Here is a 14003-nt window from a genome sequence, read left to right as displayed (position 1 = left end):
TTTCGGATCAGCCCATCCGCGCCGATCCGAACAAGATGACGCGGCGTCCCCATTTGGCGTAGCCCGCACAGACGCGAGGAATCAGGAGGTCCGGTGGCTCGCTCGACCGCCCCGACGAAGACGGCGCCAGCCGATGCGCCCCTGTTCGACTCCGAGTTTCTCAAGAAGCTCGAGTACCTCTCGCTCGTCTCCAAGCGGGTCTTCCGCGGCTCGATCCTGGCCCAGCGGCGGACCCGCCAGCTCGGCGGCGGGATCGAGTTCGCCGACCACCGCGAGTACGCCCCCGGCGACGACTTTCGCTACCTCGACTGGAACGTCTACGCCCGGCACGACGAGCTGCTCCTGAAACGCTTCCAGGAAGAGGAAGACCTTCACGTCTATATCTTGCTCGATTGTTCAAAAAGCATGGACTTCGGCGACCCGCCCAAGTTCAACTTCGCCCGCCAGATCGCCGCGGCGCTGGCGTACATCGCGCTGGCGGATCTCGACAGGGTGGCGATCGTCGCCTTCGCGGGGGACATCGTGGCCGACCTGCCGTTGATGCGAGGCAAGTCGCGGATCCTGTCGCTGCTCAAGTTCCTCGAGGGGCTCTCTTCGCAAGGGGAGGTCACGGACCTCAACCGAGTTATCTCGGGCTTCGTGCATCGCAACCAGAGGCACGGGCTGGCGGTGATCGTCAGCGATCTCTTCGACCCCTCCGGCTATCATCGCGGGCTCGATCTCCTCCGGCATCACAGGTATGAGCCGCATCTGGTCCAGGTCTACGACCAGGCCGAGGCCGACCCGAAGCTGAAGGGGGAGCTCGAGTTGCTCGATGTCGAAGGGGGCGGGGTGCGGAAGGTGACCGTGACCGAGCGGAGCCTTAGACTGTACCGCGAGATCTTCGGCAAGTTCCTGACATCAGTGCGCGATTATGGGCATACGTATGGGCTCGGGTGCACGCAGAGCTCGACCGAGATCCCGTTCGACGATCTGATCCTGAAGATGATGCGCACCGCGGGCGCCGTCCAGTAACCTTCAATTTTCGTGGCGAATGACGTGATGACGCGATTATGAACCTGACTCATCCGCTCGCACTGGCCTGGGCCGCCCTGGCGATCCCGATCGTGATCTTCTACATCCTGAAGATCCGGCTGCGCCGCGTCCCGGTCTCGACGATCCTCTTCTGGGAGCAGATCTTCGAGGAGAAGCGCCCTCGCTCGATCTGGCAGCGGCTCAGGCACCTCGTCTCGCTGCTGGTGCAGCTCGCCTTCCTGATGCTCCTGGTCTTCGCCCTCTGCGAGCCCTTCTTCCGCTGGGAATTGAGGCAGGCCAGGCGCCTCGTCCTCGTCGTGGATAACTCGGCGAGCATGAACGCGACGGACGTCGCGCCGACGCGTCTGGCCAAGGCCAAGGCCGAGGCGAAGACGATCATCGACGACCTGCGGTTCATGGACGAGGTCGCGATCGTCTCGGCCGGCTCGGAGCCCCGGGTTTACTGCGGCCTGACGGGCCATCAGCGCACGTTGCGGACCTCCGTGGACGCGATCCAGCCCACCGATGGGCCGACGCACGTCAAGGAGGCCGTGGCCCTGGCGAGGAGGCTCCTTGCCGACCACAAGAACCGCAAGGTGGTCATCCTCAGCGACGCCGCCTTCGATGACGCGACAGGGCTCTCCAAGGATCAGGACGTGGAGATCGTCTCGATCGGGACGAAGGCCGGGAACGTCGGGATCACCCGACTCCAGGCCAGGCGGAGCCTGCTCGACCCCGTCGGCTATCAGATCCTGGCGGAGGTCACGAATTCGTCCGATCAGGAAGTGCAGTGCCGCCTCGAAGTCTCGCTCGAGCAGGAGATCATCGACGTCGTCCCCTTGAAACTTGCGCCGAACGGCAAATGGAGCCAGACGTTCGAGAAGACGTCGACGGAGGGGGGCAAGCTCCTCGTCAAGCTCGACCACAAGGATGCGCTGGCGACCGATAACCAGGCAACCGCCTTGCTTCCCAAACGCGAGATCAAGCAGGTCGAGCTCGTGACCGACGGGAACCTCTTCGTCGAGAAGGTGCTCGAGGCCAACCCGCTGGTGAAGCTCGACACGAGCAAGGACCTGCCGAAGTCCATCTCGGTCGGGGCCATCACCGTCCTGCACAAGAAGGTGCCGGAGAAGTTGCCGAGCGGCCCGGTCCTCGTCATCGAGCCGGCCGGCTCGTGCGACCTCTGGGATCTCGGCGAGACGCTCCTGAACCCGATCGTGACGAAGCAGGACAAGGACTCGCCGCTGATGGCGAACGTCCGGCTCGACAACGTCTTGATGCCGGAAGCCCGCAAGCTCACGCCCAAGGGGACGGCCAAGCTGCTGGCGGTCTCGGTCGAGGGGGATCCCTTGCTGTGCACCTTCGAGCGGCCCGAGGGGAAGGTGCTGGTCCTCTCGGTCAACCTCGACAAGGGGGACCTACCACTGCAGACGGCCTTCCCGATCCTCGTCGCCAACGCCCTCGGGTGGTTCGCGGGGACGAAGGGGGAATTGCTCGAGGCTCGATCCACGGGCGCGGTGGCCGAGTTGGAGTTGCCTTCACAGCCCGGCGTGGTGGATAGCCAAGGGACGATCGCCCTCCGCGCACCGGATGGCGTCAGCCAGCCGGTCCCCATGGACGGACAGAAGGCCACGATCGGACCGCTCGACCATTGCGGGATCTGGAGCCTCGTCCGGAAGCCCGGCGAGAATGCGGACAAGTCGAAGGTTGACGCCAAGAAGGGTGAGGCTGAGAAATCGGTGCTCGAGGTCGCGTGCAACCTCGCCAACGCGAGGGAGAGCGACCTGCGTGCCCCCGAAGGCTTGAAGGCGAAGGCGGATGTCGCCCAGGCGGGTTTCGGCGGGTGGCCGATCTGGTTCGCCATGATCGTGCTGGCCTGGATCCTGGCGACCGGGGAATGGGTCTGCTATCAAAGGCGCTGGATTAGCTAAATATGGGTGCCCTCGGATATCAACTCGAACTGATCCGCCCCGGTTGGCTGCTCGGCCTGCTGGCCTTGCCGATCCTGTATTACTATTTCCGACACAGCCTCGTCGACTTCGCCACGCGCCAGCGCCTGATCTCACTGGCCTTGCGTGTCTTGATCGCCGCGCTGCTGGTCCTGTCGCTGGCGGGCCTGACGCTCCTGAGCCCGACGAAGGACCAGTTCGTCGTCTTCGCGGTCGACCAGAGCCTGAGCGTCGGCGACGACTCGCGCAAAGACGCGGACAAGTTCATCGGCAAGGCCCTGGAAAGCCAGGGGCGGCACAAGGCGGCGGTCGTGCCGTTCGCGGCCTCGCCCGGCGTGGTGAGCGACGACCCGACGAAGAAGAACCCCGTGGCCGAGCCGAAGGGGACGGACCTGGCCGCCGCCATCGAGGTGGCCACGGCCGCCTGCCCGCCGTTCCACGTCCCCAGGATCGTCCTCGTGACGGACGGCAACCAGACGGCCGGCGACGCGGTCAAGGCCGCGCTCCGAGCCGGCGTGCCCATCGACACCGTGCCGCTCAAGACCCGACAAGAGCCCGAGGTCCAGGTCTCCGCCGTCAAGGTCCCGGCGCAGGTGCTGCAAGGCGAGCCCTTCTACGTCGAGGTCGTGGTCGACGCGAACCACGACGACGAGGGGGATATCGAGGTCTACAAGGGGGCGATCAAGGTCGCCTCGGAGCGGAAGAAGATCAAGAAGGGGGAGAACCGGTTCCGGTTCCAGCAGTCGATCGAGCAGGATCGGCTCGCGACCTACACCGCCCGCGCCCGCAACTTCCGCGACGAGCAGCAGGATAACAACTCGGAGTCGGGCCTCGTCTTCGCCTCGGGCAAGCCGCGCGTGCTCCTGATCGAGAGCGAGCCCAAGGATGCCAAGGACCTGACCTGGGCCCTCGAGGAGCAGGAGATCCAGGTCGACGTCCGGCCCCCGCAGGGGATGCCCGACTCGCTGGCCGACCTCCAGAATTATGAGCTCCTGATGATCTCCAACGTGCCGGCCACGTCCTTGACGACCCGGCAGATGGACCTGGCCCGCACCTACGTCCGCGACCTCGGCGGCGGCCTGATCATGCTCGGCGGCGACCAGTCGTTCGGGCTAGGCGGGTACTACAAGACGGCCCTCGAAGAGATCCTCCCGGTGCGGAGCGACTTCGAGAAGGAGAAGGAGAAGCCGAGCCTGGCGATGATGATCGTCATCGACAAGTCGGGCTCGATGGGTGGCGACAAGATCGAGCTCGTCAAGGACGCCGCCAAGGGAGCGATCGAGCTGCTCGGGCCCAACGACAAGGTCGGGGTCATCGCCTTCGACGGCGAGCCCTTCCTCATCAGCGAGCTGCACCCCTGCACGGATAAAGGCTTCGTCATCGACCGCGTCGCCACGATCGAGGCCGGCGGCGGCACGAACATGCATCCGGCGATGGAAGAGGCCTTCGACGCCCTCCAGCGCGTCCCCGCCAAGCTCAAGCATGTGATCCTGCTCACCGACGGAATCTCGACCCCCGGCGACTTCGAAGGGGTCGCCGCGTCGATGGCCTCGGCCCACATCACCATCACCACCGTCGGCGTGGGGGAGGGGGCCGACCAGAACCTGCTCGAGGAGATCGCCCGGATCGGCAACGGCCGCTATTACTTCACCGACGACCCAGCCTCGGTCCCCCAGATCTTCGCCAAGGAGACTGTCGCGGCCAGCAAGTCGGCCATCAACGAGATCCCGTTCAACCCGCAGGTGATCCGCCCGACGCAGACCCTCGCCGAGCTCGACTTCGGCGCGGCCCCGCCGCTGCTCGGCTACGTCGTCACGCGGCCGAAGCCGACGAGCGAACTGATCCTCGCCAGCGAGGCGGGCGACCCGCTGCTCACCTGGTGGCGTTACGGCCTGGGGATGAGCGTCGCGTTCACCTCCGACGCCAAGCCGCGCTGGGCGGCGGAGTGGCTGCCCTGGCCCGGCTACGGCCGGTTCTGGGCCCAGGTGATCCGCCACGCGATGCGGAAGTCGGACGCCAAGGGGGTCGTGGTCCAGGTGGATCACAAGAACCGCCACGCCGCGGTGACGCTCGATGCCATCGACCCCTCGGGACGATACCTCAACGACGCCGAGACCGAGCTCACGGTCATCGACGCCCAACTCGGCAAGCTCAAGCTGCCGATGGCCCAGACGGCTCCCGGCCGGTATCAGGCCGAGTTCGACACGCCGCTGGCCGGTTCCTACCACCTGGAGTTCGCCCAGAAGTACCGAGGGCAGTTGCTCTACCAGCAGTCGCGCGGGCTCTCCGTGGGATACCCGGACGAGCTCCGGCTCAGGCCCACGAACGTCGACCTGCTCAAGTCCGTCTCGAAGGTGTCGCAGGGACGGCACGACCCGAAGCCGGAGGAGGTCTTCGCCCCTTCGGATCGCTCGGCCCTGCGAGCCGTCCCGCTCTGGCCTTATCTGCTGGTGGCAGCTTTGCTCATCTTTGTGATCGACGTCGCACTCCGGCGTATTGATTTCACCCTGGTTTTCGGCCGGGTCCCCGGCCGATCTCCCCTTCGCGCGGCCCGCGGCTGATCGTACAATTGTCCCGACCTCTCGGGGAGAATGATCGGCGTCCGCCAATCTTTGCGGACGAGGCTTCCATTTAAGTAAGAGGCTCCTTCCATGCGTCAGCGGATTCATGAGCGGTTACGTCCCGTCGTGCTTCGCCAGCGTGGGGTCTTGCTATTGAGGGGAGCGGCCTTCGGGTTGCTCGCCGCCTCGGCCGCCGGCGTCGCGCTCGGCCTGGCCAAATGGATCACCGGTCGCCCGATCGCCCCGTCGGTCATCGCAGGGGTCTTCGCCCTGGGTCCTATCCTGGGGATGCTCGTCGCCGCCCTCCGCTTCGGTAGCTGGCGACAGGCCGCGGCCTCGGTCGACGCCCATCATCGTCTCAAGGATCGTACGGTCACCGCGCTCGCCTTCTTGACGGGGGCGAAGTCCGGCGAACTGCACCGGCTCCAGGTCGCCGACGCCGAGGAACACCTCGAAGGGATCGAGCCCCGCGCGGTCGTGCCGTTCCGCATGCCCAGGGTCGTGCCGTATGCGGTGGGGCTCCTGGCGATCGCCGTAGGCCTGCTCGCCTGGCCGCTCGCCCCCAAGCCCGCACGCGCCAGCATCTCGCCGGCCCCCGAGCACATCGTGCTCGAGGCCGTGAAGATTGAAGAGGATCTCAAGGCCCTCGACGAGATGGCGAAGAAGGAAGAAGACCCGGCCCTGAAGGAGTTGATCAAGGAGCTCCGCCAGAAGGCCCAGGAGATGAAGGAGCCGGGCGTCGACACCAAGGAGGCCCTGGCCAAGCTCTCCGAAATGCAGGCGGCGATCGCCGCCCAGCAGGCCCAGTACAACGTGGGGATCGTCGACGGCCAGCTCAAGTCGCTGGGCGATGCCATGGTCTCGGCCCAGGCCCTCGAGGCCGCCGGCAAGGCCCTCCAGGACGGGAAATATGAGCAGGCCGCGAAGGCCCTGCAAGAGCTCGAGAACCCCGAGCTCGACCGCAAGGAAGCCAAGGCGGTCGAGGAGAAGCTGTCGGAAGCCGCCAAGCAGATGGGCGAGGTCGGCCTGGGTGAACTCGGCGAGGCCGCCTCGGAGATGGCCGAGGGGATCAAGGACGGCCAGAACAGCAAGATCGGCAAGGGGGCCAAGGGGATCGCCAAGCTCGCCAAGGGGCAGGGCAAGCGGAAGAAGATGTTTGAAGTACTCGCCAAGGAAATCGACAAGCTCAGCGAGTGCAAAGGCAACTGCCAGAACACCGCCCGCCTGCGACTGAAGCAGAAGTCGAACGCTCCCAACCAGAGTGCCGGCCTCGGCATCAGCGGGAACATCGACGGGGACAAGACGAACCTCGCCTCGAAGCGCGACATCAAGGAGACGACCGGACAGCCCGGCGATGACGGCCCGTCGGAGGTCGAGACGACCCACTCCGCCGAGGGCCGGCAGACCGCCGCCCGCGGCTATCGCGACTCGTATCAGAAGTATCGCAAGATGTCCGAGGCCGTGCTCGACAGCGAGCCGATCCCCCTCGGCCATCGCCAGACGATCCGCCGCTACTTCGAGCTGATCCGGCCGCAGAATGGCGAGGATACCAAGGACGAGGCCGCCGCCGAAGCCCCGGCGCAGCCCTGAGCCCTTCGACGCAACTCGGGATCATCACGAGGCCTCGCGACCCCACCAGGGTCGCGAGGCCTCGTTTTGTTGCCGGATCGGTTCAGATCCCGAGGAGGCGGCGGGCGTCGGCCACGCCCGGGGCGGCGAAGCCGTATTCGCTGGCGGTCACGCGGCCCAGGGCGGTGAGGTGCCTCCAGCGGAAGGACGGGCGGCTCGAGGCGAATTCCTCGGTCACCGTGCGGTAATACTTCTCGGCGTGCAGGGCCCCGTCCTCGCTGATCGCGTAGCGGAGCATGAGGTCGAACGCCGGGCGTGCCGGGCGGTCGAGTTCGCCGTAGCGGTGGATCAGGGCACAGACGCGAGCCTGATCCTTGGCCTTGATGGCGGCCTCGGCCTCCGAGAGCAGGGCGTCGGGCGAGACATCCTTGACGGCCTCGCGATGCTCCTCGAGCGGGTACGCCTTGGGGTTGAGCGATCCGGCCTGGCCGGCGGTGTGATAGGCACCGACGATGAGGCTGGCGAGCGAGTTGCGATGGTTGCTCACGCGGGCGATGTTCCTCCAGGCGTTCGCGGCGTCGGAGGCGTGGACGCCGACCGAGGCCCCATGGACGCTGCCGACCGGCTTCCCGCCGGGCTCCTCCTTCTTCCGGCCGGGGTCGTGCAGCACGAGCAGGTTGGCGGCGAGCGAGAGGGCCTCGCCCACCGACTCGAGGGCGATCCCTTCGGCCAGAGCCTGCGCCATGGTGTCGGCCGCCTGCTCCCGGTTCCCGGCGTAGATCGTCCGGGCGAGGTGGTCGACCCACTGGTCGTCCGGCTTGCGATCCCCGACCGACTTGCCGACCAGGCCGTAGCGGTCTAGTAGCTTGGGCAGCAGCTCTCGAAGCGGCTCGGCGATCCTGTTGCGGCGGGCCGAGGATTCCTCGTTCACGCAGAACCGGACCGACTGCCGCAGCATCGTATGGGCATATTCCTTGCCGGTGAGGTCGAGCAGGGCCCACGCCCGCCAGGCGAGGACGACCCGGTGGACGTTGGCGTCGTCCTGCACGATATATTGCAGGTCGTCGTAGGCGTCGTTCAGGGGCCCTCGCGCGAGGGCGGCGAAAGTCCGCTCGGCCCCTTCCATGTCCTTCCGGCGCACGGCGTCGCGGAGTGTCTCGGCGGCGGACTGCTCGCCGGGCTTGGCCGACGCGTTCTCGACGTGCAAGACCTCGTGCTCGCAGCCACCCATCTTCTGGATGTGGTTGGTATTGCGATAGAGGACCTTCATGACGGGGAGGGCCCGTTCCGACTCGGGCATCTCATGCGACATGTGGAAGGCCGGGGCCAGCGCCATGAACGCATGATATCCATCATAGTCTTGCCCGCCGAAGGTCCGCGCATTCGCCAGGGCGGCGGCGGCGACCAGTTCGCGGAGCTCCGTCCCGTGCTTGATCCGCTCCAAAACGGCGGGCAGGAGCTTGTCGGCGGGGGTCTCCTGCATCAAGGAGACGAGCGGCTCGAGCGTGCCGAAGCTCAGACGGCCGGTTTCCGTGTCGGCCAGGGCAGCAGGCGCCAGGCCCAGGTCTTGCGCGAGGACCGAACCCACACTGGCGACCAGCATGCCTCGCCCCACGTCCGCGAGAAACTCTCGACGTCGATAGCGATCCATGGACCATCTCCTCGCAAGGATTTGCCATCCCTGGGGTATTGTGGACCCATCGAAATAATGACCCGGTAAGTATCCTCCTACCCGAACCCGGTGAAAAAAGGAATCGGCAAGCCAAACTTTGTTTGACTTTTCCCGCGGAGGCGTCAGAGTTCGCTCGGCTTTCGATGGACGCAAGCCGAGTCCATGATGACTGATCGAAACACGTAGAAATTCAAGCCCCCCAGCCCATCCAGCGATTGCCTCTTCCTGCTAGAATCGAATCGAAACGATTCGCGATCCCCCTCTCGATCTCCCGGGGTCTTTCGGAGGTCGAAGCAGTCTCGCTCGATGCAGGCCACTCCCACAGAGACCTTTATGGCGATGGCGAAGCGTTCGGCCTTCTCCCGATACGCGACCGGATTGGCGAGCGTGGCGCTGGCGACAGTGATCCGCGTCAGCCTCAATCCCATCCTCGGCGAACGCTTCCCGTACATCTTCTACTTCATCGCCCTGGTCTTCAGCGCCGGGACGGGGGGCCTCGGGCCGGGGCTGGCGGCGCTCGCGATGAGCGGCCTGGCCCTGCGATTCCTGATCCTCAAGCCGATGGGCTCATTCTGGGTGATGGACCCCGCCTCCGAGGTCGGGCTCTGGGTGTACATGATCGTCGGCCTGGCCATATCCACCCTCGGCGGGTTCATGTGGTCCGCCAGACGCCGGGCCGAGGATAGCGCCGAGGAGGCCCGCGAGAAGCAGGTGCAACTCGAGCGCGAGATCGTCGAGCGCAAGCGGGCCGAGGCGGCACTGCGGGAAGCGGACCTGCGCAAGGATGACTTCCTCGCGGTCCTCGCCCACGAGTTGCGGAATCCCCTGGCCCCCGTCCGCACCGCGCTCCACCTGATGAAGCAGCCGTTCGCGAACCCAAGCGACTTCGAGGCCGAGCGGTCGATGGCCGAGCGCCAGGTCGTGCATCTCGCGCGGCTCGTCGACGACCTCATGGACGTCTCCCGGATCAGTCAGGGGAAAATCGAGCTCCGCAAGGAGACCGTGGACCTCGGCACCATCCTGAACCAGGCCATCGAGGCGAGCCGAGGGAGCCTCTCCGAGCGCAAGCTGGAGCTGACCGTCGACTTACCTCGCGAGCGGATTCGGCTCGAGGCCGACCCGACCCGCCTGGAACAGGTGCTCGACAACCTCCTGAGCAACGCGATCAAGTACACCGAGGTCGGCGGCAAGATCTGGATCTCCGCCGAGCGTGACCGTGGCGATGCCCTCGTCCGTGTCCGCGACTCGGGCATCGGCATCGAACCCGAGATGCTCGCGGATATCTTCGGGATGTTCGTCCAGGCCGGCAAGCGAGGGAGCCGTGCCCAGGGGGGCCTCGGCATCGGACTGGGGCTGGTGAAGACCCTCGTCGAACTCCACGGCGGCGTGGTGACGGCCCGGAGCGATGGTCCGGGACAAGGGAGTCTCTTCGAGTTCAGGCTGCCGGCCTTGCCCTACGACCCGTCGATCGACGCACCGCGTCAGGACCCGACCCCGGCTCCCGCGCCGGATCGAAAGACCGAGGTCGCAAATCCTGTTTCGGCCTTGCCTTGCCGCCGGATCCTGGTCGTAGATGACAACGAGGACGCGGCGAGGACCCTGGCGCGGCTCCTCTCCCGGCTCCACGGCCAGGAGGTGCGGGTCGCTTACGACGGCATGTCGGCCCTGGAAACGGCCAGGGACTTCCGCCCGGAGCTCGTCCTGCTCGACATCGGGATGCCGGGCATGGACGGATACGAGGTCGTCCGCCAGCTCCGGCCGACCCCCGAGGCGCAGGGGACCATGTTCGTCGCGCTCACCGGCTGGGGGCAGGAGTCGGACCGGCTCCGTTCCCGCGAGGCCGGGTTCGACCACCACCTCGTCAAGCCCGTCGACCCTGAGACGATCAAGGGGCTCCTCACGAGTATGCCGGTCTGACGAAGGCCTTCAACGAACCGAGCGTCACGCCCCGGCCCGAAGACCGAGATGCGACGCCCGCTGGTTGCCACTGTTCGACTTCAAATCAGCTCGCGGCGGTCGCCAGCGCAGCGGGTCGCGCCGTGGAGGCGGTCTCCGTGATGACTTCGTGGACGAATCGGAGCTTGTCGATGGCGGGGGGCGATAGGACGAACGGGTAGATGTCCTGGAGGCCCATCCCTCGGCTCAGGTTGTTGAGGGCGTAGGTCAGCGGGAACCAGCGTTCGATGAGCTCGTCGAACGAGGCGGACCACTTGCCGACGACCTTGATGTTCGGCTTGAGCGCCGGCTCGTCCGAGCGACGAGGGCGGAGGGACAGGCCCGACGCCACGGCGGTCTCGAGCGTGTCGGAGATGTGCATGTAGTGGGCCCAGGTCTCGGCCCAGTCTTCCCACGAATGGGCACTGGCATAGGCGGAGACGTAGGAGTTCACCCAGTCGGCCGGGGCACCGTTCGCGTGGTGCCGCTTGAGGGCCTCGCCGTAGTCTTCTCGCTCGTCGCCGAAGAGGGATCGATACTGATCGATCCAATCGGTGCCGTCGATGAGCACGTTCCAGTAGTAGTGGCCGATCTCGTGGCGGAAGTGGCCCAGGAGCGTGCGGTAAGGCTCGTTCATCTGGAGGCGGCGGCGCTCGCGTTCGGCGTCGTTGCCCTCGGCCATGTTGAGGGTGATGACGCCGTTATCGTGCCCGGTCATCACGGGGGGCCCGCCCGGCACCTCGCTGAGGAGGTCGAAGGCGAGGCCATGCTCAGGGTCTTCGGCCTTCGTGAGCACCGGCAGATTCAGGCGCAGGAGGCTATAAATCATACGCCTCTTCGCCGTCTCGACCCGAGCCCAGTTCTCTCGGTCGGAGGGGCCTTGGATAATCGGGATGGTGCGCGTCAGCCGGCAGGATCGGCAGAAGGCATTCGGGTCGTCCGCGGGCACCGCCCAGTTGCAGACGTTCTCCTGGCTGTAGTTCTGGCAGAGCCGGTACGAGCGCGGCTTGGAATCCGAAGAGATCAGGCGCCAGAGGCCCTTGCTCGCATCTTCGGGCTCGAGGGCCCCCATCTCAGCCACGTCGGGGAGGAAGGCCAGGATGTGGTCACAGTTGACGCACGTAGTGTTCTCGAAGAAGACAAGTTGGTCGCAATGACCACAGTGGAAAACTTTCATCGCTCCCTGGACTCCGGCGTAAGATCGCGAAACGCTCCCCTCCAAAACCGCAGCATTGTTGACAGCACAGCCTGTGCCAATCCGGCGTTTGATCTCGAATCGGTCGCGGGATGGCGGCCGCGAAATCGACCCGAGAGGCGGCCCAAGGCCCCGGCAGGATGTCGTTGCCTCGATTGGACGGAGCCCTGCGACAACACATCCCACACATCCGTTACGATCCATCGCAATAGCTACGCCGGAGCCCCGCCGTCGGCCGAATTCCGCGTATTTCTATACCAGACATGTTTTAGATCGACGAATCTCGGTCCCATGACTGGGATGATGAACGAATTCCTTCCGAAGTTGCCAGGCGGACTTTGTGAAGCTTTGGGGAGGCTGGCGAGGCTCCGGTGCCCTGTTGTCCCGGGAGGCCCGAGGCTCTAGACTGAGGGGGCCAACGATGGGCCGTCGAATCTCCCAGGAACAGGATCGCGATTTCTCAAGAGAGCCAGCGAGACGAACGCGGGGAACCTCCGCTTTCCCACCGAAGCGATGTCTTTGGGGCATCCAGGGCCCTCCGCAGGACTAACGCCGATCGCCACCTTCCTCCTCGACATTCAGTTCAATGCCGAGGACCGCTGGAGAATGCGTTCAACGACTTCCGGTCACGAGTCGCAAGGCCATACGAGGTTGCCATCATGTCCGAGTTGAGCCGCAGGACGTTCTTCAGCACGAGTGCGGGGGCCGTGGCCACCGCGAGCCTGGCGGCGAGGGCCTCCGCCGGCGGGGCCAATGACACCATCCGGGCGGCCGTCCTCGGCATCAACGGCCGGGGGTGGGGTGCCCACGTCAAGGCCTTCATGAAGACCGAAGGGGTCAAGGTCGTCGTCCTCTGCGACCCCGACGCCCAGCTCCTCGCGAAGCGGGCCAAGGAGTTCGAGAGCGAGTACGGCTACAAGGTCGAGACCGAGACCGACCTCCGCAAGGTCTTCGACCGCAAGGACGTCGACGTCGTCAGCGTCGCCACGCCGAACCACTGGCACTCGCTGGCCACCATCTGGGCCTGCCAGGCCGGCAAGGACGTCTACGTCGAGAAGCCGGGCAGCCACAACATCTTCGAAGGCCGGAAGATGGTCGAGGCGGCCCACAAGTACAACCGGATCGTCCAGCACGGCGTCCAGCTCCGCAGCTCCGACGCGATCCGCGAGGCCGTCGACCACCTGCGGAAGGGCACGATCGGCAAGGTCTACATGGCCCGCGGTCTCGTCTTCCGCTCCCGGCCCTCGATCGGCCACGCCAAGGACCCGGACACCGCGCCGGGCACGCTGGACTGGAACCTCTGGCAAGGTCCCGCGGCCGAGCGTGCCTTCTCCACGAGGCTCGTGCATTACAACTGGCACTGGCACTGGGATTACGGCAATGGCGACGTCGGCAACCAGGGGGTCCACGAGACGGATATGTGTCTCTGGGGCCTCGGGCTCGAGACCCTGCCGAGCGAGGTCGTCGCCATGGGGGGCAAGTTCCTCTGGGATGACGACAAGGAAACCCCCGAGGTGCTCACCAGCAGCTACCTCTTCCCCGAGCAGAAGCAGATGATCGAGTTCGAGGTCCGCCCCTGGTACACGAATACCGAGGGGGGGGCCGGCGTCGGCAACATCTTCTACGGCTCCGAAGGCTACCTGGTCATCAAGGGTTACTCGAACTACGACATCTACCTCGGCCCCAAGGGCGAGCCCGGGCCGAAAGGCAAGGACGGGGATCCGGTCGGCAAGCACTTCGCGAACTTCATCGACGCGGTGCGCCGACGCGACCCGTCGATCCTCCGCGGGCCTGTCGAGACCGCGCACACGAGCTCGGCCCTGGCCCACCTCGGCAACATCTCGTACCGGCTCGGCCGCCGGCTCAAGTTCGACCCCTCGGCCGAGACCTTCGTCGGCGACGAGCAGGCGAACAAGATGCTGACCCGCGAGTATCGCAAGCCGTTCGTCGTCCCCGAGAAGGTCTGAGCCCGAGGCGGCCGATAATTCTAAACAGATAATCACCTTTTGACATGATGCCGATCGGGGATGAGACGGCCCTCGAAGCCGTTCCGCCCCCGGTCGGCCCGATCGATCACCCGCCTCGACCGGAACGCTCCGCCAGGAGCT

At 65.9% G+C, this 14003-nt stretch carries 8 protein-coding genes; 6 read left to right on the top strand and 2 right to left on the bottom strand.

From position 1 onward, the window contains the following. Positions 1-93 precede the first annotated feature (93 nt). From ACOYYX_RS25325 to ACOYYX_RS25310, 4 genes are all read left to right on the top strand, one after another. On the top strand, positions 94-1014 hold the full coding sequence (locus ACOYYX_RS25325; RefSeq protein WP_422924863.1) for a DUF58 domain-containing protein: 921 nt from the start codon (positions 94-96) through the stop codon (positions 1012-1014). A 38-nt stretch (positions 1015-1052) separates the two neighbouring features. Further along, positions 1053-2945 carry a vWA domain-containing protein gene (locus ACOYYX_RS25320; protein WP_422924862.1) on the top strand — a complete coding sequence of 631 codons (1893 nt, stop codon included), beginning with the start codon at positions 1053-1055 and terminating at the stop codon, positions 2943-2945. Positions 2946-2947: 2 nt separating this feature from the next. Further along, positions 2948-5524, top strand: a complete 2577-nt coding sequence (locus ACOYYX_RS25315) for a VWA domain-containing protein (RefSeq protein ID WP_422924861.1) — start codon at positions 2948-2950, stop codon at positions 5522-5524. A gap of 90 nt (positions 5525-5614) precedes the next feature. Beyond that, entirely contained in the window at positions 5615-7114 is a 1500-nt protein-coding gene (locus tag ACOYYX_RS25310; protein WP_422924860.1) for a hypothetical protein, read from the top strand. Between the two features lie 82 nt (positions 7115-7196). Here ACOYYX_RS25310 and ACOYYX_RS25305 read toward each other — a convergent pair whose 3' ends face one another. Further along, positions 7197-8744 (bottom strand): hypothetical protein, encoded by a 1548-nt coding sequence (locus ACOYYX_RS25305; protein ID WP_422924859.1) that lies wholly within the window; start codon positions 8742-8744, stop codon positions 7197-7199. Positions 8745-9104: 360 nt separating this feature from the next. Here ACOYYX_RS25305 and ACOYYX_RS25300 point away from each other — a divergent pair, with 360 nt between their 5' ends. Beyond that, positions 9105-10682 (top strand): ATP-binding protein, encoded by a 1578-nt coding sequence (locus tag ACOYYX_RS25300; RefSeq protein WP_422924858.1) that lies wholly within the window; start codon positions 9105-9107, stop codon positions 10680-10682. A gap of 85 nt (positions 10683-10767) precedes the next feature. Here ACOYYX_RS25300 and ACOYYX_RS25295 read toward each other — a convergent pair whose 3' ends face one another. Then, entirely contained in the window at positions 10768-11877 is a 1110-nt protein-coding gene (locus ACOYYX_RS25295) for a zinc-binding metallopeptidase family protein (RefSeq protein ID WP_422924857.1), read from the bottom strand. A 677-nt stretch (positions 11878-12554) separates the two neighbouring features. Between ACOYYX_RS25295 and ACOYYX_RS25290 the strand changes: the two genes are divergently transcribed. Next, on the top strand, positions 12555-13862 hold the full coding sequence (locus ACOYYX_RS25290; protein WP_422924856.1) for a Gfo/Idh/MocA family protein: 1308 nt from the start codon (positions 12555-12557) through the stop codon (positions 13860-13862). Positions 13863-14003 lie beyond the last annotated feature (141 nt).

The sequence above is a fragment of the Singulisphaera chitinilytica genome (assembly GCF_049331405.1).
In the GTDB taxonomy this organism is placed as follows: Bacteria; Planctomycetota; Planctomycetia; order Isosphaerales; family Isosphaeraceae; genus PoT.
The sequence above is the reverse complement of the archived record's forward strand: the minus strand, read 5'-3'. Positions and strand labels throughout refer to the sequence as shown.

Bases quoted from the DNA above. Each gene is read 5' to 3' on its own strand.
- ACOYYX_RS25320 (WP_422924862.1), top strand. From the start codon at position 1,053: ATGAACCTGACTCATCCGCTCGCACTGGCCTGGGCCGCCCTGGCGATC.
- ACOYYX_RS25315 (WP_422924861.1), top strand. From the start codon at position 2,948: ATGGGTGCCCTCGGATATCAACTCGAACTGATCCGCCCCGGTTGGCTG.
- ACOYYX_RS25310 (WP_422924860.1), top strand. From the start codon at position 5,615: ATGCGTCAGCGGATTCATGAGCGGTTACGTCCCGTCGTGCTTCGCCAG.
- ACOYYX_RS25305 (WP_422924859.1), bottom strand. From the start codon at position 8,744: ATGGATCGCTATCGACGTCGAGAGTTTCTCGCGGACGTGGGGCGAGGC.
- ACOYYX_RS25300 (WP_422924858.1), top strand. From the start codon at position 9,105: ATGGCGAAGCGTTCGGCCTTCTCCCGATACGCGACCGGATTGGCGAGC.
- ACOYYX_RS25295 (WP_422924857.1), bottom strand. From the start codon at position 11,877: ATGAAAGTTTTCCACTGTGGTCATTGCGACCAACTTGTCTTCTTCGAG.
- ACOYYX_RS25290 (WP_422924856.1), top strand. From the start codon at position 12,555: ATGTCCGAGTTGAGCCGCAGGACGTTCTTCAGCACGAGTGCGGGGGCC.